The organism is Thainema salinarum CENA647 (genome assembly GCF_057732415.1).
In genome coordinates this window covers 2370637-2392841 of the sequence record NZ_JBYJZJ010000022.1, presented here as the reverse complement: position 1 = coordinate 2392841, position 22205 = coordinate 2370637, and the positions used below count along the sequence as shown (strand labels likewise).

Genomic DNA, 22205 nt, shown 5'->3' with positions numbered 1-22205 from the left:
ACTTCAAAAAAGCTAATCAGTCGTATTTGAGGTGGCATTCAGCCGGATCAGTCTGTTAGTTTGAAGGCTTGAATGATGGGCTTGTGGTGCTACTTGTGCCCAAATTGGTATTTACTTATGGCTCAAGTAAAGTGATGTATCTCAACGAGTTGCCGATAAGGCGTTGACTTCGATCCTTGTAGGGAAAGCATTTTGAGCCAGTAAGACAGTTTTGCTAAAGTCAAAGAATGGGCAGAGAGCAGCTCAACAAATTGATTAATAAAACTTAATCTACCAAACAAAAAAGCTAATAGATTGGCTGGAAAACTGAGGAGAAACACAATAGAAATACGGATTTTTATATCAAGATTGATACCAAGAATACGGTTTCTCAACGTGCTTTTAAGTTCAAGTCAAATCCTTCCCGCCGACTGCGCAGGTCGTAATACAGTACCGCTTTCAGCGACTGCCAAAACGGCATAACCAAAATGCTTCCCCCAATACTCAAAATTAAGCTCAGGCTGTATATCGACCAGTAAGTCGGTGTGTTTTGCTCAATTTGGGTTAAGAAAATGGAAGGAATGTAGTTAGTCAACATCAAAATCGGCAGCGTCATGATGAAGGCCACAATCACTAATCCCTGAACCCGCAAGACAGAGCCCGCCGTTAACTGCCAACTGCGGCTAATACTTTTATCGGCGCTGATTTGATCTTCTAGCGCTAAGGGTAACTCGGGTAAAAACAGCCGCGAGAGCAACCAGACAAAGCCAAACAGAAATCCTGCGATGATTAATACGCCAGCCAGTATGCCAATGATCAAACCAACGGTTTGTTCATTCCCGAAGGCGGCCAAGATGAACGAAATGCTGAAGATAAATAAGAACATAACGATCGTGGCTGCGATCGCAAATGCAATATAAGCCGCCAGTAAGATCAGTCCGACTAAGAGCGCTAGCCCCAAAAACGACCAGAGCCGCTGATTAATATAGCGACGAGCCGTAGATAAGCTTTCCGGCTGATAAATCAGCTCCTGATAGGCCAGCCGGGAAATTAGGGCCGCATGAGCAAAATATTTTGCCCAGCCATAAATGGGCACCAGCAGCCAGAGATAGGCCTGAGCTGACAGGCTGAGGTAGGTTTTCCAATGCGCTCCATAGAGGCGGAATCCCGCACTGGCGATGTTTCCAATGCGCAATAGGCTAGCTGACAACATCTCTTTCACATTATGTGCGATCGCTATACAGGCATTTTGTGGCAAACAGAGCCTGACGGAAAATGTTTGCCACAAAAATTAGTTAGTTCTGTCGTTAGCTTCCTCGTTCTTGGGCCATTGCCATCAAAATCGTGTGAGCACTTTGCTCCGGGCAGCTTTTATTGGGCTGACGCTGCACATAGCGACCATCGGGCTGTAAATCCCAGGCTTGACGATTATCGGCCAGTAGAATGCCCAGAATTTCCTGGAGATCTTTGGCGATGTCTGGGTCTTCAATCGGAACGATGGCTTCCACTCGCCGATCGAGATTGCGCGGCATCCAGTCGGCGCTCCCGATAAACACCTGCTCCTCACCGTTGTTATGGAAGTAGAAAATCCGGGAGTGCTCTAAGTAGCGCCCCACAATGCTAATCACGCGAATATTGTCGCTAATGCCTTCTAAACCGGGCCGCAGGCAGCAAATACCGCGCACGATTAGGTCAATCTGGACGCCAGCTTGGGAAGCTTCATACAGGGTGGCAATCATTTCCGGATCAACCAAGGCATTCATCTTGGCGACGATACGGCCATGATGTCCGGCTTTGGCCTGTTCGATCTCCCGCCGGATCAGCCCCAGCATTTGCTGGCGCAGGTTAACGGGCGCAATCAGCAACTTGCGATAGGACTGCTGACGAGAATATCCGGTTAGGTAATTAAATAGATCGGTCAGGTCTGCGCCGAGTTCATCGCGGCAGCTCAGCAAGCCCAAGTCGGTATAGAGGCGGGCTGTTTTGGGGTTGTAATTCCCCGTACCAATGTGGATATAGCGACGCATGGTTTTACCCTCTCGGCGCACGACCAGCGCGGTTTTGGTGTGAGTTTTGAGGCCAACCAGACCGTAAACGACGTGTACGCCTGATTTTTCTAGGGTTCTGGCCCAGAGAATATTGTTCTCTTCGTCAAAGCGGGCCTTTAGCTCCACGAGTACTGCGACCTGCTTGCCGTTTTCGGCTGCTGATACGAGAGCTTTCACAATGGGCGAGTCTCCAGATGTCCGATACAACGTCATCTTGATCGCCAGCACATTCGGATCGTGGGCAGCAGTGGTAATAAAGCGCTCCACCGATGCCGTAAACGAATCATAGGGATGATGAACCAGCAAATCGCGCTTCCGCAAAATGGCAAACAAGTCTTGACCGTCTTCACTGTCACTGTCGCCACCATTGGCTAACCGCCGCAGACGAAGCGGGACAACGGGGGAATAGTCTGGATCTTTGAGCTGGGGCAGGGGCAATCCCATAAAAGACATCAGATCGCCGAGTCCCAGCAGCCCATCGACATCGTAGACATCGTTTTCCTCTAGCCCCATTTCACGCATTAGGGTTTGGCGAATATCCGGGGGCGTTACCGTTTGGATTTCCATACGGACGCTGGAACCACCGAGTCGCCGCTTGCGCAGCTCTTTTTCAATGGCTAGCATCAAGTCATCAGCTTCGTCTTCCTCGACTTCTAAATCAGCGTTGCGGGTAATCCGAAATGGGTAGTATTCCTGGATGTTCATGCCAGGGAAGAGAAACCCTAAGTTATGGGCAATTACCTGCTCTAGGGGTACTCCTGTCCAGCAGGAAGGCTGTCCGTCATCTTCGTGGAGCCGTAGATGTTCAGGCAGGGCGATAAAGCGGGGCAGAACTTTGGGGACTTTGACGCGGGCGAAATGCTCTTCTTCAGTTTCTTCATCCTTGACGACAACGGCTAGGTTGAGGCTGAGATTTGAAATGTAAGGAAACGGGTGGCCCGGATCGACGGCCAGCGGGGTCAGAACCGGAAAGATTTGTTCTTCGAAGTACTGCTGTAAATAAATGCGCTGTTCCTGGTTGAGGTCAACGTATTCGATCAGGTGAATACCGTGCTCGGCCAGTAGGGGACGCAGTACCTGATGGAAATGCTGGTGCTGGGTGGTAACGAGGGGACGTAAGCGATCGCAAATATCATCCAATTGCTGTTGCGGGGTGCGACCATCGGGCGTGAGTTTGGAAACGGCGGCGTCAACCTGCTGTTTGAGGCCAGCGACCCGCACCATGAAAAACTCGTCTAGGTTGGAACTGAAGATGGCCATGAACTTAAGTCGTTCAATCAACGGTGTGCGATCGTCGCAACCCTCATGCAGAACTCGAGCATTGAACTCAATCCAGCTCAGTTCGCGATTGAAATAGTATTCAGGCTGGCGCAACTGTTGAACTTCAGCAACCGGATCTTTCGTTTTTGTCATGGTGTATCACTGACCTTAAGAAATCCCTCTGCGCAGTCCTTCATATAAGTCTGGTTGGAAACCTGTAATTTATTTCTGTGAAGCGTTTGCGGAGCAAACGTTTCACAGAAATAAACTGGGTTCTTAATACCCAGACTTGATATTAACGCTACGCGCATATGACCATATCAGATGTTGTCAAAGAGCAGATTAACAAATGCTGGATTTAGCACATCTATCCCAGGAATGTTAAAAGACCTCATCTTCGATACCGACCCACCATTCACCCAAATTCATCACGTCCTGGTGGATATCGGCTAAGGCTTTAGCATATTCGTCGGCAGTGAGTTCTGCACGCTGTTCCTGTAATTTTTGGATTCGCAGTTGGGCCAGTAACCAAGGCTTGCTAATGCCATCGGTGGTCTGAATGTAGTGGCTGAGTTCTTCGCTATTCATTTAGATAAGGTAAAAAGAAAAGGTAAACGATTATTTGGATAAGATAGAAGGATGTTTGTGATGCGATCGCGCTCAAAATAGCTCAACCCTTAGTATTCCGCTGCCAGAATTTGAGCGGCAGTTAGCGCAAAGTTCGAAAATAACAGCGATTCTACAACTTGATCACCCTGGTAAATTTTCTCCTCGTAAAGGCCATCAATCCAGTTCAAACCCGTTACTTTTTGAGCCTTTGGATCGACAATCCAGTATTCGCTAATATGACGACCCGCATATTCTGTCCGCTTGTAGCGATAGTCACGGTTTTCCTGTTTAGGGCTAACGACTTCGACAACAAGCGCTGGGGGCGGCATATCGTGAGTGATTAGCCGTTGCGTTGCATCTTTTAGTGCCTCTGCTGATTCGTCAGAAAGCACGGTCAAATCAGGTTGCCGAGCTGTCGCTAGCTTACCGCTAACCGCGATTTGAATCTCTTGGGGTCCATTCCCCGCCGCTCTGCGGCGTAAGATCTAAGAATGAGTGAGTACATCCACAAGAGTCATAACGTAACAGTTTTGCTATACCACTTAGTGTTTCCAGCAAAGTATCGACGGGTTGTGTTTGATGAGCAAGTAGATGCGGTTCTGCGAGAGGTCTGCCTCGAAATCGAGAAACGCTACGAGGTGAAGTTTGTCGAAATTGGAGTGGACAAAGACCATGTCCATTTTCTAGTGCAGTCCGTGCCGACCTATAGTGTGACCAAACTGGTAACGATGCTGAAAAGTTTAACTGCACGAGAAGTCTTCAAACGATGCCCTCAAGTGAAGCAGAAACTTTGGGGAGGCGAGTTTTGGAGTGATGGATATTTTGCGAGTACAGTAGGCCGCCACGGGGATGAAGGAATGATCGCCAAATATGTTCAAGCCCAAGGCAAAGATTACCTCAAATTGCATCGGGATAATCAACTTGCTCTTTTTTGATTCTGATACCCCGTCCGCTTGCGGCGGGGTATTTCATTTTTCATGCTCAAATGCGTGTAGGAAACGCCAAGTTGAAGGAAATAGGCATACAGGAAAGAGGCGATGCGATCGTGAAGGTCGCTCTCGGGCGGCATGGCAATTAGCTCTCCCTCAACTAGTTCGTAGCGGGTATCAGTACCATCGTCAAAGTTAAGATAATCTTGCAGGGTCATGGGTGTTGCGATCGCCACGGCGCACCTTACCTACTCAACAGATCTATTCTAGCTGTGCAATATATTGCACTATGTCTATCCTGCAAGGGATATCCAATCCGTATATAAAAACCCAATGATTTTTTGTGGACGGCTGGCTTGGCCAGCCGTCCACAAAAAATCATTGGGTTTTAACCAAACTTTGGATGAATTTTTTAGCTTTCGTTTATTTAGTCAGCAAAAAAGGAGCCTCTTGCCGAATTCGGCAAGAGGCTCCTTTTTTCAGATCTTTTCTGTGGATTACACAGATTTCTCAGTAAGTGCCGTCAGAACCTTGTTAGAACGCTCAACAAAGGACTTCATGCCGTCGGCGTCAAAGCCTTTCTGAGCCATCAGGGCCAAATCGTAAACGTGCTGGCAGATCAGGTTAGCCATTTCGCTGGATGGTGAGTCACCGCTGCCCGTGATGATGCTACCCTGGCTGATCTTGAGCAGATTTTGGATCAGCGGGTGAGAGGTGTTGACCATCAGGATGTGCTCGTCGGGGAACTCAGCCGCTTCCTGGCTGTAGAGAGCAGTCATATCCCGTAGACGGCGCAGGGCTTCCGGCAACAGCACCATTGCAGGTGGTGCGCTGGCTCCATCGTCGGCTTTGAGCGCCTGAGTCTTGACGTTGAGCTTAGGCCGATTGAGCGCCTTTTCAAATAATTCCTTGATCTGGTCGCCCCGCGTCTTGTTGGTTGACGGATCGACGATTTCGTCGGTTTGATCCTGATCGATTAGCGTATCGTCAATTTCGGCATCGACGCGGGAGAATCGAACATCCGAATACTCGCGCTCCAAGAACGAGATGAAGTGAGTATCGATGAAGGAATCGAGATAGAGAACCTCTAAACCTTGGCTCTTGTGCAGCTCGACGTAGGTTGACTGAGCAACGGGGTCGTTGCAGTAGAACACTCGGTTTTCGTGCCGTTCCTTATTGCGCTCCAGGTACTCTTGCAGAGTGGTATAGGAGAATCCCTTGTTGTCGGTGACGGCATTAGCGGCATTACTGCCAGAAGACGCATCTTCCCAAACGTCGCCTTCGGCGGTTTGCACTTCCACCTTGGGCTGATCGTCGGCTTTAGTACCCAGATCGGCAGTGGTGCGATAGATCAGGATATCTTCAACCTGCTTCTTGAACTTGTCGTCGTTGATCGAGCCAAACTTGACGAAAGTACCCAAGTCTTGCCAGCAGCGGATGTACTGGGCGCGATCATCTCTGTATAGCTCCTTGAGCCGATCGCCCACTTTCTTAGCAATGTAGTCAGCAATGCGGCGGACGGTACGGTCTGCTTGCAGGAAGCTACGGGAAACGTTGAGCGGAATGTCGGAGCTATCGATGACGCCGCGTAGGGGCAGCAGGAAGCGGGGCACCACTTCTTCGCAGTTGTCACTGACGAAAACCTGATTGCAGAACAGCTTGATCTGACTTTGGGTGATATCGACATCTGGCTTCAGCTTGGGGAAGTAGAGAATACCGTTTACGACGAAGGGATAGTCGGTGTTGAGGTGAACCCAGAGCAGCGGATCTTCCTGGAAGGGATAGAGGTAGCGATAGAACTCTAGATAGTCTTCATCGGTGAGTTCGCTGGGGGACTTGCGCCAGATTGCTTCGTGCTTGTTGACGACTTCGCCATCGAGCTTGATGGGCACGGGCATGAAGTCGCAGTAGGTAGTAATGAGCTGGCGAATACGAGCAGGCTCCAGATACTCTGCCTCGTCATCCATCAGCGTCAGAGTAATAGACGTGCCGCGCGAAGTGCGATCGCTATCGGTCAAGGTAAATTCTGTCGAACCGTCGCATGACCAGTGAACAGCTTGGGCATCTTTGCGGTAAGACCGGGTATCGATTTCGACTTTGCTAGCCACCATGAAGGAGGAGTAGAAGCCAAGGCCGAAGTGACCAATGATATTCTCGTTGCTGTTGTCCTTATATTTTTGAATGAATTCTTCAGCGCTGGAGAAAGCAACTTGGTTAATGTAGCGCTTGACTTCATCCGCTGTCATACCAATCCCATTGTCCGTAACGGTTAGGGTTTTGGCATCTTTATCGATGGTAATTTCGATTTCCGGATCATCGAGTTCGCCTTCAAATTCATCGCTGTAGGACACCATCTTCAGCTTGCTGATGGCGTCAACGGCGTTGGAAATGAGTTCCCGCAGAAAAATTTCGTGGTCGGAATAGAGCCACTTTTTAATAATCGGGAAAATATTCTCAGTATGGATACTGATGTTGCCCTGCTCTAGAACTGTGGTCATAGGAGTCAACGATTTTTAATTACAAAATCTAGTACAAAACCCAAACGAAACTCGGTTAGTTTGGCTGAATGAATTCGCGATTCTCTTGCAATTTTCTTCTCTTGCAATTTTCTAAAGAGATGGCAAAAGCGATCGCACATCCAAAAATCTACGAATGTCTCAATCCCGATAGCAATGGTGCGTTACGGCTACGCCTAACACACCCTACAGGATCTCCGGCTGTGATTCACAATCATGGTCATCGTATGCTGCTTTGTTTTGCATCGTAGATCGGAATACTCCGTTTAATAGGGTTCGGATCTCCCTACTCATTTCGTTTCTCGTTGGTGGACTTACACCTTGCACTAAAACTCGAAGAGGGTATTTCGCTGCCGCGATGCGGCGGCGAAATACCCCTTCTGGGTTCTTGGTTTACAAGGTGCAAGATGTGAGTAGAGCTTTGGGTAGTGTGGGTATCGGAGCAAGGGAGCAGCGGAGCCTTGAGGCGCAAATTTAGGCGCGGACAGAAGCGGTTTCATCCATCCAGGTGAGGCAGCGCTGCATTTCTTGGCGCATGGTTTCCGCATCGGCATGGAAGCGGCGACCGTGACCGGGCAGCACCCACTCAAAGTCGTACTGAGCCAGTTTGGTCATAGAGCGAACCAGTTCCGGCCAGGAATACCAGCAGTGGCGACGAAAGGCATAGAGCTGCCCCAGATAGTCTGACCAGGCAAGATGATCGCCTGTGAAGAGGGCTCGCTGTTCATAGAGTAAGACGGTATGGCCTTTAGTATGGCCGGGGACAGGGATAATCAGCAGATCGTCGGCTAGCTGGATGGGATCGTGACCGCTGATCGGATGTTCGATATCGCGAGTTCCGGCTGTGATTTCATCGGTGTGCAAAATGCGATCGCACTTGAAATGGTCGTGAAACTTCTGGTGATCGGCGACATCGTCGCGGTGGGTGAGGTAGAGGTAACGGATGCCGCCTAGTTTTTCAATTTGCTTGACGAGCGGAGCGGCGAATCGGGGCGAATCGACCATCACGTTGCCGTCTGGACGGGTGATTAAATAGCTGGCGGCCCCAAAGGATTTTTCCGAATGGTAGCCACAGTGATAAACATTTTCCGTGATGGACAGGGGAAAGCTCTCTTGGGCGGCCTTGATATCGTGGGGCTTCTCGACGGTGCCAATAGAAGCGGTTGGGCACGCGAGTAATGCCTGGAGCGCTTCCTGCCGCTGTGTGGGGTTGGTGGGTTGATGATAAACCGCTGATTGACTGTCGGCGCGATGGAAGATGTCAGGAGCCATCCAGCGGCAGGTATCACAGTCAATACAGGTGGCATCGACGTAAAAATCGCCTGCGACGTTTTGCGATCGTCGCTGATCAATATGAGCCATGAGGATCACCATTGGGTTCTCCCTCCAGGCTAGCGAAATCCCGATGGTTTCAGCAGCAGTTGTGGTTTGGCGCGGGATTAGGAAATAGATTGCGGAAGTGCGATCGCACCTCTCTCAAATTTTTATGACGATATCCTTTATTACGATATCAATGGACACGACTGCACCGCAGGCTCAACGATCAGGGTATTACCTTGACGACCGAGGATGGTGACTTCGGTGCCGCGCGGTAGCGATCTCACATTACCACTACAAATTCCAAACCAGTAGGTGGCCTGGTAGCGGACTCGGCCTGGATGATTGGGGCTGATGGGTTGCTCAACATAGCCAGTCGTTTGGGCGGCTAAGCCTGGATAGGCTGGCAGCAGGGGCTGTACGGTTGGAGTGCGTTTCAGGAGATTTAGCATCTTCAATGCTCTCTAAGAAATTATGAAAGTTTGGTCAGAAACTCATAGTTTGTTATTGTGAAATGCTTGCTGAGCAAGCATTTCACAATAATCTGAGTCTTAGTAACTGCTGGGCAGTTGGCGACTCATGATAGAAATAGAGCGTAAAGTTTGCGATTAGGATTGGCCAGATTGCTGATGTAGTGGGGGGCGTAATAGTGAGTATTGTTAAATCTGCTTAAAACCCATGATTTATTTTTTGTGAGACGTTTGCTATGCAAACGTCTCACAAAAAATAAATCGGGTTCTCATACACAGACTTGATATATGTCAGCAATCTGGCTGATGTTACGGCAGTAGACTGCCTGGTTTGGTTACGACTGGTGAGATCTGGCTAGGCAGTGGAGGATGAAAGAGGCAGACTGTGGGGCAGATGATTGATTAGCCGCCGCCACCGCCACCGCTGGCACCACCACCACCACCACCACCGCCGCCTGAACCACCGCCGCCGCCACAGCTACCGCCACCGCCGCCAAATCCGCCGCCGAAGCCGCCACCATAGCTGCCGCCACTGTAGCTTTTGCTAGAGCGACTTCTAGAGATCGTTGGCCGCTGCGGAATATCTTGGTAATGAGTTGAGCGATAACTACAGGAACTACAGGCGTGGCCGACTTCTTTTTCGCCTTTCTGGCCCGTGGTAGGAAAGCGGATTACTCGACTTACGCGGCGGAGTGCTCGCTTGCCGCATCTGGGGCAGGAACGCTGAGTAAAAAAGAAGAAACAAGCGACGGCGGTGACAACGGCCATGATGCCCAACCATTGCAGAGCTAGCGTTAGCAGATTCTCCGGCGTAAAAACTGGGTTTTGAATAAGGGGAGGTGTTTCATTGGTGGGATTGGTGCGGTTTGCGATCGCAGTTTGTCCCTGCGAACTAGCGGTATCGGCAACATCATCAGCGATATCAAGAATGTTGCTAGGAAAGCGAACTTTGACTTCCAGAAATTCCCTGGGGGCAAGGGGTTGATTGGCAGTAAATGAAATACCCCGCCGCAAGCGGACGGGGTATCAGAATCAAAAAAGAGCAAGTTGATTATCCCGATGCAATTTGAGGTAATCTTTGCCTTGGGCTTGAACATATTTGGCGATCATTCCTTCATCCCCGTGGCGGCCTACTGTACTCGCAAAATATCCATCACTCCAAAACTCGCCTCCCCAAAGTTTCTGCTTCACTTGAGGGCATCGTTTGAAGACTTCTCGTGCAGTTAAACTTTTCAGCATCGTTACCAGTTTGGTCACACTATAGGTCGGCACGGACTGCACTAGAAAATGGACATGGTCTTTGTCCACTCCAATTTCGACAAACTTCACCTCGTAGCGTTTCTCGATTTCGAGGCAGACCTCTCGCAGAACCGCATCTACTTGCTCATCAAACACAACCCGTCGATACTTTGCTGGAAACACTAAGTGGTATAGCAAAACTGTTACGTTATGACTCTTGTGGATGTACTCACTCATTCTTAGATCTTACGCCGCAGAGCGGCGGGGAATGGACCCCAAGAGATTCAAACGTTTGAGGATCAATTTGCCGACTCGTGGCCGCAACGCCTGTACTCGTAAACTGGTTGACGTTGCCCACCAGTTCATCGGGTAAATGAACAGTCACTTTGCCCTGTTTAATCTCCGCGTTGCGTTCAGGGAAGAGGGCGCGCCAGTAAATCTGGTGGTTGGCTCCCCGCGTTTGTATGCCACCCACGACGCGATATTGAATTTTAAAGGTATGGGATTCGGGAGCATCTAAGTTGTGTCGCCAGCGAATCCAATACTGATCATCCTGAATGCCAGTCTGGGCAGGGAGCTGTTCTTCGCCTTCGTAGACGGCAACATCGGTAATCCAGTCAATATCATCGAGCGGGATATAGCGATAGCGCTGATTGGTGTGATCTGCTGTGAAGGTATATGTTTGCGTTTCGGTGATCACCATGTCACCGTTGGATTGAAGATTAATATCGACATTGATAGCGTCCCAGTAAAAGGGAGAGGCGGCTTGAGCAACCCCAATTCCTAAACTGAGTAAACAGGTACAGAGGCCGACGATGAGCCAGCGGCTAAATTTAAAGCGCCACGGGCGCTGGTGAAGCTTGAAGTTAATCATGATGATTCGGTTTAGGAACATGGATTTAATAAGGTGAAATCTTTGGGGTAGGGACACGGCAATGCCGTGTCCCTACGGATGGAATGATTGACAGGCTATTTGATTCACAGACCTTCGTTGACGTGAGGGTTGAGTCGGTGAATGCCCTCGATTAGCTTCAACTGTAGGCAAGACAAAGGTTAGGCAGAGCATAAGCCGCGTTATGAAACGGGTTATGAATGCGCTATGGCGTGATGTGACAGGATTGATCCGGGCAGACTGCTATCCCAGAACTTGTTATGCTGAAAGGCAAAATAACCCTTCTGGGTTTTGGTGCAAGATGTGAGTCAACGAAACTCTAGTTCTCTAGCCCGATGGCCGCTGACAACGAACTCTTTCAAGAAGCGCAGACCCAATGGAATCTGGAGAGGCTATACGCGGATCTTGCGATCGCAAAACAGGAAACGGCACCTCATAAGCAGCCGTCGCTCACGCAGATGGAGCAGGAGCTACTGCGGGGCTTACTGTGTCGCTATAGTCCGGCGGAAATTGCGGCGCAGCGGTTTACCGCACCCAAAACGGTGGAAGTCAGCCTGAGCAACACAATTTACCGCTACGTGGAGACGTTGACGCGGCGGGACGTGAACACACTGGAGAGCTGGCGTGACGTGGCGGATTGGCTGGCGGCAGTGGGCTATGAGTCGGCTCGGCTGGAAATTAACTGGTCACAGGTGCCGGATGTGCCTGTGTTCTACGGGCGGGAAGTGGAGTTGTCCCAGCTACAAACCTGGACGACAGAACCGGATGCAGCCTGTCGAATGGTGATCGTGCTGGGGCCAGGGGGCATCGGCAAAACCAGTCTGCTGGTAAAGCTGGTGGAGCAAATCCAGAGTCAGTTTGATTGTCTAATTTGGCAATCCCTGCGCCACGCGCCGCCGTTGGAGACAATGCTGCACCAGTGGCTAACCCAGCTTCCGGGTGCAGTCGATGGAGCTGAGGGCGATCTGCACGCACAGCTCTGCTACCTGACGGAGTATCTACGCAGTCACCGCTGTCTGATTGTGCTGGATAACCTAGACACAATTTTGCGCGAAGGGGACTTTGCGGGACATTACCGAGAAGGCTACGAGAACTACGGTGACTTGCTGCGACGGCTGGGTGAGGAGCAGCACCAGAGCTGTGTTCTAATCACTAGCCGAGAATCAACGAAAGAAATCGTCATGCTGGATGGGCCGACTCGGCCAGTGCGATCGCTGGATCTGCCTGGACTGGGAGATGCGGCAGAGGGCATTCTGCAAGAGGCGAATCTGTCGGACGAAAAGCAGTGGGGACAACTGATTCGCATTTATCGCGGTAATCCGCTGGTACTGAAAATTGTCGCGTCCAACATTCGCGAATTGTTTAGCGGCAGCGTCAGCGACTTTTTGAAACAGCGGATCACGCTGATCACCAGCGATGTCAGCTTTTTGATTGAGCAGCAGTTTAGACGGCTCTCGGCAGCGGAACAGGAACTGCTCTATGCGCTGGCGAAAATTCAGGAACCCGTCAATGTAGGACGATTGCAGGCGGAACTGGCACCGAATATTTTGCAGCCGCTGGGGTCGCTGGTGCGGCGATCGCTGGTGGAAAAAAGCGCGGCGGGGTTTACGCTGCGCCCGGTGGTGATGGAATATGTGTGCGATCGCATGTCTCGTGAGGCATCATCATGAGCTTCTGCATCAATCCCAAATGCCCAGATCGGCAGCAGCCCGATGAGTTAACGCAGTGTGCGGCCTGTGGAACGGAGTTAGTGATCTGCGATCGCTATCGTCTGATTCGTCCGCTGCGGGAACTGGACGATTGGCTGCCGACTGACATTTTTGAGGTAGCAGATGAGGTGGCAGATGGGGATGCGCTGAAGGTGCTGAAGGTGCTAAAGCAGCCGAAGCTGCGCTCCCTGTTTGAGCGCGAGGCGCAGACCTTGCAGCGACTCGATCATCCCGGTATTCCCCAGGTTGAGCCGGATGGCTATTTCACGGTTACGACATCCGATGGGCAATTGCTGACCTGCTTAGTGATGGAAAAGATCGAGGGGCTGACGCTGGAGCAGTGGCTGGCCAAGCATGGTGCGGTTGCCCCACAGCAAGCTCAGGTATGGTTGCGGCAGGCGTGCGAAATTTTAGGACTGGTGCATCAGACGGAACTGTTTCACCGAGATATTAAGCTCTCTAACCTGATGCTGCGCCCCAACGGACAGTTGGCTCTGATTGACTTTGGCACCGTTCGCCAGATGTCGAATACTTATCTGGCCAAAATTGGCGGCCAGCGCGATGTCACTAGCATCGTGTCGCCGGGTTATACGCCCTTGGAGCAAATCAACGGAAAAGCGGTGCCCCAGTCGGACTTTTATGCGCTGGGCCGTTCACTGGTGCATCTGCTGACGGGGCAGCATCCGGTAGATTTGGAAACTGACGACGCAACGGGAGCCTTGATCTGGCGCGATTCTGCCCCTCAGGTCGATCGCTGGTTTGCTGAGCTGGTTGATGATTTGATGGCTCCTTTTCCGGGACAGCGCCCGCTCAATGCTCAGGAAATTTTGCGACGGCTGGATACGAAACCCGTGAAGCCTGGTCAGAGTGCAGATCAGGTCTGGATGTGGCTGCTCATGAGTCTCAATATTGCACTGTTGCTAGTTCATGGTGTGTTGTTTGTGCGCTGGGTGCAGCAGCGAGAAGCGCGATCGCACCTGCCAACCGAACAAAGCAACGTCGCAAACTTTCAGGTTTGTAGGGACGATAGATGGCGTTCATGATCTAATTGAGAAATACGGTACTGCCGCCATGCATCGCCCCTACGGCGTGGCCAATAACATTTGGGTTTCTGCCGCTGCCGTTCGCATGGCGTCTTCGGGGGTAGCCTCTCCGACCAAGACCTGCCAAAGATGGGTCTGCAAAATGCGGGATGCCTCGTCATATTGGGGAATTTGGGGCCGAAAGACGGAATGGTTTTCCAGCAACTCCAACACCTCAGGAAAGAACGGATATTGCGCCACAATCTCCGGATCGGTGTAAAGCGCAGAACGACTGGGTAAATAGGCCGAATTGAGCACAAACTGTCGCTGCGCGGCGGCACTGGTGAAAAATGCGATCGCACGTTTGGCGGCCTCTGGGTGGGCTGCATTTTGGGCAATGCCAAATCCCCAGCCGCCGCGACAGGCGTGTGGGCTTTGATTCGATGCAGCCACGACGGAGGTTAACCCGACTTGCCCTTGGAGCGGTGAATCACTCTGACTGGCTTGTTTCCATAGATAAGGCCAGTTTCGGACCAACAGACTCTGGCCATCCAAAAACTGATTAAACGATTCTGTTTCGCTATAGCTGGTGACAAGCTGGGGAGAAATGCCCTGGCGAATGGTGTCGGCTAGGAAAGTGGCAGCTGCGATCGCGGCTGGCTGATCGAGTCCCACTTGCTTCGTATCGGAGTCAATCCAAAATCCGCCGTGTCCCGCCAAGACTTCTACAAAATTGGCGATCAGTCCTTCATACTCGCGTCCCTGCCAGAGGTAGCCCCACGGGGTTGCCCCCTGCACCTGTACCTGTTGGGACTGGGCGATCAGCTCGGCAAAGGTCTGGGCTGGCTCCACGTCTAGTTCTGCCATCAGCGCTTGATTGTAGAACAGTAGCCCCAAATCAGCCCGAAACGGCATCCGGTACAAATCGCCTTGATAGCGCCCTGCGGCCAATTCGCTCGGCAGAAATGCTGCTAATTCCTCGGTTGGCAGTACGCCTGATAGCTCTTGCAGCCACCCTTCACTGGCAAACCAGGGCAGCCACACCACATCCATATACACCAGATCATGCTGGGGATTGCCGCTACTCAGATCGGCGGTATAGATAGCTTTAACTTGGTCGGTACTGTAGGTGCCTTCGACTAACTGCAGCCGAATATCAGGATTTTGCGCTTCAAATTCTGTAATCAGGGGTCGCCACGCCACCGATTCATCCAGCGGCACCACAAAGGAGAGTACTGTTGGGCTAATCTGGGGCCACTGAATCCACCACACCGCTAGTCCCAGCAGTTGCACCAGGAGTAATCCTCCTAGAAATGCGATCGCAAACTGACTTGGAACTTTGGAAAACTGAAGACGCATGAATAGAAATGTGGGGCTAAGGTAGGCATCGCCCACCCTACAAAATATCACCCCGCAAAGCTAGTACTCTGTAGATTAAGTTTTGATGGTTGATGTGCCGCGCGGCACATCAACCATCAAAACCCATTAAAACAAAGTTGACAGACTACTAGTTAGTCTTCTGGTAGAACCCACTGGGTGGGTTGAGATAAGCGCTCCATGGCTTTGCGGCGAACAGCTTCGTCAGCCATGGCAATCATGTCATCTAATGAGGTTTCTTTAATAAATTGTGATACCTGTGGTACGTATTCGCGGTTCGGGCACTCGTCGCCTAGAACACATCCATTCACACAGGCTTCTGCGCAGTTAATCTCCATGCTGATTCTCCTCTGCTAAGATTCCTGGCTTGATCAAGGGTGGCACCCCCGACTCAATTCGTGCAATCCGCTGGTTTGATAAACCGATCTGATTGCTGGCCAAGTTGATGATTATGAACCTTTTTTATCTTAATCGATGACAGAAATCCGGCCATGACCCGTTCTAGGCAAATGCGTTAGTGCCTCAAAACCCGCTAAAACAACGTTGACCAACCACTAGAGGAAACAACCCAAAAACCTGCTCTATTGTCTATTACACAAAAACAGGGGTATGCCAGTGTTTGTGAACTGGTGTTTGTAAACTGGTGTTTATGAACTAGATTGATGGCTGCTACGCGCGTTCAGCGGTTGGTGAACTGGCAAGCCGCTGAGCAAGATAGCCCGTGCCGCGAATTGTAATAATGAGTTCTGGATTACTGGGGTCTTCCTCTAGTTTGGCGCGGAGGCGAGTGATATAAACATCCACCACGCGCAAATCAGAGCGCCGCTTGGATGCGTATCCCCAAACCTGTTCCAAGATATGAGTGCGGGAAACAGGTTCACCAGAATGTTGAAACAGCAGCTCCAATAAGTTGTACTCGGTTTGAGTTAGCCGAATACGCTGCTGAGCTTTGTAGACCTGCTGCGTATTGGTATCAATTTCGATATTGCTGACTCGGATGACGCCGGGATTGGGTGGGCCGAGTCGGTCGGTTTTCTTGAACCGTCGCAAGATGGAGTAGATACGTGCCTCTAACTCTTTAGGGGAGAAGGGTTTGGCCAAATAGTCATCGGCACCAATCTTTAAACCTGTGATTCGGTCGCCAACGTCTCCTAGGGCCGTCAGCATGATGATGGGAACGTCGGACTCTTGCCGGATTTCCTGGCATACCCGATAGCCGTCCACCTTCGGCATCATTACATCTAGAACAACTAAATCCGGAGCTTCTTGCTCAAACTTTTCGAGTGCTTCTTGGCCGTCGGCGGCGGTGATAACGTCGTAGCCAACCATGCCGAGCCGGGTCGTGAGGATACGACGAACTGCGGCCTCATCATCAACCACCAGAATTTTGTCTGTCTGATCTACCAAAGTGCTGCCTCTTTGCGATCGCCGGTTCTCTATGTGGAATATGGGTCAATCTGTTAGTGCTGCTGATGTAATTGATTCGGGTTAAGGGCTTGCCTAAAGGCGGCCCTGCGCGCGTGGTGCGGCGAGCTGATTGACCAAAGCCGACGCATTATACCTCAAGCATATTTATCTGAAAACAATTGTTATCAGCTTGTTATCAATCATAACGAACTTATGCCGAAGTTGAAAGAGTTTTACGAGAGTCTTAACTAAAGCATTGATTGGTAAAAAATATGCGAAGGGTTGATTTTTATAGAGATTCGGGGATTCAAAGGAGTGCGATCGCGTTGCTTTAATGAAATTTCACCTTGATTATGTGATGAATCATGTCAAAACAGTTCGTAGGGTAATCGCTCGACTGATATTATCTCACCTAAGCTGTGCAGTAATTTTTTGCATTCACCGATCCCTGACGTAAGCGAATGAGATGCCTAACCCGTTTCTCGGTGTCAGAATTCCCCAGGACTTAAGCGATGCGATCGCAGCTCGCATACAGGAAACCGGGCAATCCCGTTCTGAGATTGTGATTGAAGCACTCCGACTCTATTTGGGCATAGCCCCAGAGCAAGCGCGGTTAGACAGCGTGGAAGAACGGTTGTCTGCTGTTGAGTTGGAGTTGGGTTTGGGTCATTCTGTATCCCCCCATTCAGCTCCACCCCATCTGCCGCCGAATAAACCAGAGGGTAATGAAAACCACAATGCGTAGGCTCTTAGTCCTATTTTGCGATCGCTGCTGATTCGAGATTCAGCAAATCAGTGGAAGATTGACGATCGACCGTTAGGCGGGGAGCAAAGGAGTATACTGAGAAGCATGAGTAACCATTCGTTAATCACCCGTTAACGGTGTCTTGTTCTCAGTAACCATATTTTCAGCCCCCGCAGTCATATGGCCTCTTCTTCTCCTTCCATCGAATTTTTTGACAATGTGCCTGAAGAGCTCAGTGGCATCAGTCTGCGCCGAAACCGAAGCACTGGCGTTCGTGTAGCTGTGATGATGTTTGAGCAGTTGGCCTCGTTGGAGCGCTTTAACAGCTTTACCAAGCGGTTTTCGAAAACGATGCGGCTGACGGATGAAGAAGGGGAAATTAATGTAGAGCCTTCGGGGATGCAGTTTATTTTTGGTGGGCCGGAGGGTGATGAGCTTCAGCGAGTTGAGTGCAAAATCGAGATTGACCGCGATGATCACTGGGAGCGGTTGATGCGGTTTATGCACCGCTATGCTGAGGCCAATGGGATGGCCTATGGAGAGGATTTGTAACGAAGGTTGCTGGGGTGGCCTAGTCCCCTCAGGCTCTCCCGATGGTACGTTCCGCCGCCTCAGGCCCCCACGGATCAGGTGATCGGTGGGGGTTGTTCGATCGCTTTGCTAGGGTGGGCGTTTCGCCCAGTTGGTCTAGAGTTTGCGATTAAATTTAGCTTGGAGGTCTTGCAGGCTCGTCTGTGACTGCTGCTTAGACTGCTTTCCGCCCGACTTCTTCTTCCCCGACGGTCGAGGAGTGGACGACTGCCCTGCATCTTGCGATCGCATTGACAGGCTAATCCGGCTCAGCTTTTCGTTGACTTCCAGTACGCGCACTTTCACCACCTGACCCACTTTGACGATGTCATTGGGATCTTTAACAAAGCGGTCAGCGAGTTGGGAAATATGCACCAGGCCATCTTGGTGAACGCCGATGTCCACGAATGCGCCAAAGTTAGCCACGTTGGTCACGACGCCTTCTAGCTCCATACCCGGCTTCAGGTCAGACATTTCGGTGATATTGGCATCAAACGTGGCGTAGGTAAACTGCTCACGCGGATCGCGTCCGGGCTTTTCCAGTTCCGCCAGGATATCGCGCAGCGTCGGTTCGCCTACGGTGTCGGTGACGTATTGCTTCAGGTTGATTTTCTGAAGACGATCGCGGTGTTTGGAGATTTCAGTCAGTGGCAGTGCCAGATCCGTTGCGATCGCTTGCACCACGTTGTAGCTTTCAGGATGCACAGCGGTGTTGTCGAGGGGATTTTCGCCATCGCGAATCCGCAGGAATCCGGCAGACTGTTCGAAGGCTTTTGGCCCCAGCTTGGCTACTTTCAGCAACTGCTTGCGGTTTTTAAACGCGCCGTTTTCGTTACGGTAAGCGACGATGTTATTCGCCACAGTGGACGACAGGCCGGACACAGACGTGAGCAGTTCCTTCGATGCGGTGTTGAGGTCAACCCCCACATAGTTGACGCAGCTTTCGACTGTTTCTTCGAGCTTTTTCTTCAGCAGCTTTTGATCCACGTCGTGCTGATACTGGCCGACGCCGATGGATTTGGGGTCAATTTTGACCAGTTCCGCCAAGGGATCTTGCAAGCGGCGGGCAATGCTGATGGCACCCCGCACGGTGATGTCAAGATCAGGGAATTCTGCGATCGCAACTTTACTAGCGGAGTAAACCGACGCGCCGGACTCATTTACCATCACTTTGATGGGCGGATTGTCGAGCGTTTTCAGTAACTCACTGACAAAGGCATCGGTTTCACGGCCAGCCGTGCCGTTGCCGATGGCGATCAGGCCGATGTTGTGCGTCTGAATAAACTGTTTCAGCGTTTTGGCTGCCTGCTCTTTCTGCGCGTTGGAACCGTGCGGAAAAATCGCCTGATATTCCAAAAACTTGCCCGTTTCGTCCACTGCGGCCACTTTGCAGCCCGTGCGGAAACCGGGGTCGATGCCCAGCGTTGGCTTCATGCCTGCCGGTGGCGCAAGCAGCAGATTGCGCAAATTCGCCTCAAAAGTTTCAATTGACTCGTCGTCAGCCCAGGCTTTCTTCTCGGCAGTCACTTCGCTGGTGAGGGAGTTTTTCATCAAGCGATTTAGGGCATCCTGCACCATCGCTCGATAGAAACCGCGCAGCGCTTTGTCCCTGGTGCGAATCGTTTCCGATTCCAGGTAATCCATCACCTCGGCTTCATCAAACGCCAGATCGAGCTTCAGCACGCCTTCTTTCTCACCCCGCAGCAGCGCCAGCACGTTATGGGGCGCAATCGTTTTGACGGGGTTTTGGAACTGGCGGTACATCTCATACTTGGTCGTGCCCTCGGGATAGTCGGCCTTGATGCGCGACTCGAATTGGCCCTGATTCAGCAGATAGTGGCGCACGTAGGCACGCAAATCGGCTCGTTCGGCCACCGCTTCCGCCAAAATATCCGATGCACCCTGTAGGGCAGCGGCGGCATCCGGCACGTTTTTTTCGGGATCAACATACTTGGCCGCTTCTGCCTCAAGATTAACCTGGGCAACCTGGGGCTGATTCTGTGCTTCGATCCAATCCGCTAGCGGTTCCAAGCCCCGCTCTTTCGCGATCGTGGCACGGGTGCGGCGCTTCGGCTTATAGGGTAAGTACAGATCTTCTAGCTCGGTTTTCTGCTGGCAGGCTTCAATCTGAGCCTTCAGCTCATCGGTCAGCTTGCCCTGCTCGGCAATGGATTTGAGAATTGTCTGCCGCCGATCTTCCAGCTCCGTCAGATACGCATAGCGATCGGCCAAGTCTCGCAGTTGGGTCTCGTCCATTTCCCCCGTGCGCTCTTTCCGGTAACGAGCGATGAAGGGAACGGTTGCGCCTTCGGCAAACAAAGCCAGGGCATTTTCTATCTGCTGGGGACGCAGAGACAGTTCAGTCGCGAGCTGTTGGACAAATTGCACAGATTGGGACATGGCCAAATCAGGTTAAACCAAATCGAGTTGCCTGGATCATTTTAGACGCTGACAGGAGTTTGCTAGGATAATTCAGCTCCAGCATTTTATTAGATGGTAGTGTTTTGAAACCCAAAACAGTAGAAGCGCGATCGCACTTACCGATTATTGGCTGGCGAGAATGGTTGGCGCTGCCGGATCTTGGAATTGCTGCAATCAAGGTCAAAATTGACACAGGTGCTCGTTCTTCTGCGCTACATGCGTTTGATATTCATTCGTTTGAGCAAGATGGGCAAACTATATTGCGGTTCAAAATCCATCCCTTCCAGCGCAACACGCAGCAAACCATCGTAGCTGAAGCGCCTTTGCTGGATCAGCGCGAGGTGCGGAACTCCGGTGGACATGCCGAACTGCGACCCGTCATCTCAACCACTGTGCAAACTCGCAACCAGCAGTGGCCCATCGAACTCACCTTGACGAATCGCGATGTCATGGGATTCCGTATGCTGCTGGGCCGGCAAGCCGTGCGCGATCGCTTTTTAGTGGATGCGGGAGCGTCCTATCTTCAGGGCCATGCACCAAAGGTGGAGCAGAGGAGCCTGGAGTAAGGGATAGGTGTGTGAAGGGCTGGGTGGCTGTAAAGAGCTGTAAAGGCTGCAAAGGGCGATACTGTAGGGTGTGTTGAGCAAAGCGAAACGCACCGCACTCAACGCTTAATGATCTGAACGGAAACGTTTCCTTCAGCGGATTTGCTGTTAGCTGACAGATATATCTAAATTTACTTATTCAATTTCACAGATGAAAATTGCGATTTTATCTCAGGATGCCCAGCTCTACTCAACTCGGCGGCTCAAGGAAGCTGGCGAGGAACGGGGTCATGATGTGCAGGTGATTGATTATTTGCGCTGCTATATGAACATCACCTCTCATAAGCCGCTGGTGATCTATCAGGGGAAGCCGCTGGAGGGCATTGATGCCGTAATTCCTCGGATTGGGGCGTCTAAGACGTTCTATGGCACCGCAGTAGTGCGGCAGTTTGAGGTGATGGGTGTTTTTACCACGAATGAGTCCCAGGCCATTTCGCGATCGCGGGATAAGTTGCGCTGTTTACAAATTTTGGCGCGTAAGGGCATCGGCCTACCTGTGACGGGGTTTGCCCATTCCACCAAAGATATTGATGGCCTGATCGACATCGTGGGCGGTGCGCCGATGGTGATTAAGCTACTGGAAGGGACGCAGGGCATTGGCGTAGTGCTGGCAGAAACGACTCAGGCGGCTACGTCGGTGATTGAGGCATTTCGCGGGATGGATGCCAATATTTTGGTGCAGGAATACATTAAGGAGGCGGGCGGCATGGATATCCGCTGCTTCGTGATTGGCGACAAAGTAATTGCCTCCATGAAGCGGCAGGGGGCACCGGGCGAGTTTCGCTCTAATCTGCATCGGGGCGGGTCAGCGTCTAAGATCAAGCTGACGCCGGAGGAGCGCAGCACCGCTGTTCGAGCCGCTAAAGCAATGGGACTGCGGATTGCTGGGGTCGATATTCTGCGTTCCAATCATGGCCCCGTCGTGATGGAGGTAAACTCTTCACCGGGACTGGAGGGAATTGAAAAGGCCACCAGTGTAGATGTGGCTGGTAAGATTATCGAATTTCTTGAGAAGAATGCGGCCAGTGGGACAAATAAGGATCGCGTTCCTTACTAAATTGTCCTCGACAGTTAATGATTGTTTTGATTA

22 protein-coding genes are annotated in these 22205 nt (G+C 51.2%); 7 read left to right on the top strand and 15 right to left on the bottom strand.

The window, feature by feature from the left end:
* Positions 1-370 precede the first annotated feature (370 nt).
* From AC286M_RS17435 to AC286M_RS17420, 4 genes are all read right to left on the bottom strand, one after another.
* Positions 371-1192 carry a DUF7847 domain-containing protein gene (locus AC286M_RS17435; RefSeq protein WP_488205600.1) on the bottom strand — a complete coding sequence of 274 codons (822 nt, stop codon included), beginning with the start codon at positions 1190-1192 and terminating at the stop codon, positions 371-373.
* Positions 1193-1286: 94 nt separating this feature from the next.
* Positions 1287-3440, bottom strand: a complete 2154-nt coding sequence (ppk1, locus tag AC286M_RS17430) for a polyphosphate kinase 1 (RefSeq protein WP_488205599.1) — start codon at positions 3438-3440, stop codon at positions 1287-1289.
* A 228-nt stretch (positions 3441-3668) separates the two neighbouring features.
* Entirely contained in the window at positions 3669-3875 is a 207-nt protein-coding gene (locus AC286M_RS17425) for a hypothetical protein (RefSeq protein ID WP_488205598.1), read from the bottom strand.
* A gap of 89 nt (positions 3876-3964) precedes the next feature.
* Positions 3965-4336, bottom strand: a complete 372-nt coding sequence (locus AC286M_RS17420; RefSeq protein ID WP_488208846.1) for a Uma2 family endonuclease — start codon at positions 4334-4336, stop codon at positions 3965-3967.
* A 51-nt stretch (positions 4337-4387) separates the two neighbouring features.
* Between AC286M_RS17420 and tnpA (AC286M_RS17415) the strand changes: the two genes are divergently transcribed.
* Positions 4388-4831 (top strand): IS200/IS605 family transposase, encoded by a 444-nt coding sequence (gene tnpA, locus AC286M_RS17415; protein ID WP_488202591.1) that lies wholly within the window; start codon positions 4388-4390, stop codon positions 4829-4831.
* On the opposite strand, the gene AC286M_RS17410 is transcribed toward tnpA (AC286M_RS17415), so the two are convergent.
* From AC286M_RS17410 to AC286M_RS17380, 7 genes are all read right to left on the bottom strand, one after another.
* Positions 4813-5061, bottom strand: a complete 249-nt coding sequence (locus AC286M_RS17410) for a Uma2 family endonuclease (protein WP_488205597.1) — start codon at positions 5059-5061, stop codon at positions 4813-4815. The genes tnpA (AC286M_RS17415) and AC286M_RS17410 overlap by 19 nt on opposite strands.
* Positions 5062-5322: 261 nt before the next feature.
* The gene (gene htpG, locus AC286M_RS17405; protein ID WP_488205596.1) at positions 5323-7323 is read right to left on the bottom strand and encodes a molecular chaperone HtpG; all 2001 of its coding nucleotides are present in this window, start codon (positions 7321-7323) and stop codon (positions 5323-5325) included.
* Positions 7324-7815: 492 nt separating this feature from the next.
* Entirely contained in the window at positions 7816-8715 is a 900-nt protein-coding gene (locus AC286M_RS17400; protein ID WP_488205595.1) for an MBL fold metallo-hydrolase, read from the bottom strand.
* A gap of 128 nt (positions 8716-8843) precedes the next feature.
* Complete coding sequence (locus tag AC286M_RS17395; protein ID WP_488205594.1) at positions 8844-9110, bottom strand: NfeD family protein; 267 nt, start codon at positions 9108-9110, stop codon at positions 8844-8846.
* A 420-nt stretch (positions 9111-9530) separates the two neighbouring features.
* The gene (locus tag AC286M_RS17390) at positions 9531-10142 is read right to left on the bottom strand and encodes a hypothetical protein (RefSeq protein ID WP_488205593.1); all 612 of its coding nucleotides are present in this window, start codon (positions 10140-10142) and stop codon (positions 9531-9533) included.
* Positions 10143-10160: 18 nt separating this feature from the next.
* Complete coding sequence (tnpA, locus tag AC286M_RS17385; RefSeq protein WP_488202591.1) at positions 10161-10604, bottom strand: IS200/IS605 family transposase; 444 nt, start codon at positions 10602-10604, stop codon at positions 10161-10163.
* On the bottom strand, positions 10597-11241 hold the full coding sequence (locus AC286M_RS17380) for a DUF2207 domain-containing protein (RefSeq protein ID WP_488205592.1): 645 nt from the start codon (positions 11239-11241) through the stop codon (positions 10597-10599). The genes tnpA (AC286M_RS17385) and AC286M_RS17380 overlap by 8 nt, the downstream gene beginning before the upstream one ends.
* Before the next feature lie 353 nt (positions 11242-11594).
* Between AC286M_RS17380 and AC286M_RS17375 the strand changes: the two genes are divergently transcribed.
* Positions 11595-12929: an AAA family ATPase gene (locus tag AC286M_RS17375; RefSeq protein ID WP_488205591.1), complete on the top strand. Its 1335-nt coding sequence runs from the start codon at positions 11595-11597 to the stop codon at positions 12927-12929.
* Complete coding sequence (locus tag AC286M_RS17370) at positions 12926-14011, top strand: serine/threonine protein kinase (protein WP_488205590.1); 1086 nt, start codon at positions 12926-12928, stop codon at positions 14009-14011. Before AC286M_RS17375 ends, AC286M_RS17370 begins: the two co-directional genes overlap by 4 nt.
* A 39-nt stretch (positions 14012-14050) precedes the next feature.
* Here the strand turns inward: AC286M_RS17370 and AC286M_RS17365 are convergent, their stop codons facing one another.
* From AC286M_RS17365 to rpaB, 3 genes are all read right to left on the bottom strand, one after another.
* On the bottom strand, positions 14051-15349 hold the full coding sequence (locus AC286M_RS17365) for an ABC transporter substrate-binding protein (RefSeq protein WP_488205589.1): 1299 nt from the start codon (positions 15347-15349) through the stop codon (positions 14051-14053).
* A 152-nt stretch (positions 15350-15501) separates the two neighbouring features.
* Positions 15502-15705 (bottom strand): hypothetical protein, encoded by a 204-nt coding sequence (locus tag AC286M_RS17360; protein ID WP_488205588.1) that lies wholly within the window; start codon positions 15703-15705, stop codon positions 15502-15504.
* Between the two features lie 331 nt (positions 15706-16036).
* Positions 16037-16774 (bottom strand): response regulator transcription factor RpaB, encoded by a 738-nt coding sequence (rpaB, locus tag AC286M_RS17355; protein WP_488205587.1) that lies wholly within the window; start codon positions 16772-16774, stop codon positions 16037-16039.
* Positions 16775-17240: 466 nt separating this feature from the next.
* On the opposite strand from rpaB, the gene AC286M_RS17350 reads away from it, so the two are divergent.
* Together AC286M_RS17350 and psb28 are read left to right on the top strand one after the other, a co-directional pair.
* Positions 17241-17519, top strand: a complete 279-nt coding sequence (locus tag AC286M_RS17350) for a CopG family ribbon-helix-helix protein (RefSeq protein ID WP_488205586.1) — start codon at positions 17241-17243, stop codon at positions 17517-17519.
* A 180-nt stretch (positions 17520-17699) separates the two neighbouring features.
* Positions 17700-18071 (top strand): photosystem II reaction center protein Psb28, encoded by a 372-nt coding sequence (psb28, locus tag AC286M_RS17345; protein WP_488205585.1) that lies wholly within the window; start codon positions 17700-17702, stop codon positions 18069-18071.
* A 135-nt stretch (positions 18072-18206) separates the two neighbouring features.
* Here the strand turns inward: psb28 and AC286M_RS17340 are convergent, their stop codons facing one another.
* On the bottom strand, positions 18207-20489 hold the full coding sequence (locus tag AC286M_RS17340; RefSeq protein ID WP_488205584.1) for a Tex family protein: 2283 nt from the start codon (positions 20487-20489) through the stop codon (positions 18207-18209).
* 104 nt (positions 20490-20593) lie between these two features.
* On the opposite strand from AC286M_RS17340, the gene AC286M_RS17335 reads away from it, so the two are divergent.
* The gene (locus tag AC286M_RS17335) at positions 20594-21076 is read left to right on the top strand and encodes an ATP-dependent zinc protease family protein (protein ID WP_488205583.1); all 483 of its coding nucleotides are present in this window, start codon (positions 20594-20596) and stop codon (positions 21074-21076) included.
* 190 nt (positions 21077-21266) lie between these two features.
* Positions 21267-22172: a 30S ribosomal protein S6--L-glutamate ligase gene (gene rimK, locus AC286M_RS17330; protein WP_488205582.1), complete on the top strand. Its 906-nt coding sequence runs from the start codon at positions 21267-21269 to the stop codon at positions 22170-22172.
* Positions 22173-22205 lie beyond the last annotated feature (33 nt).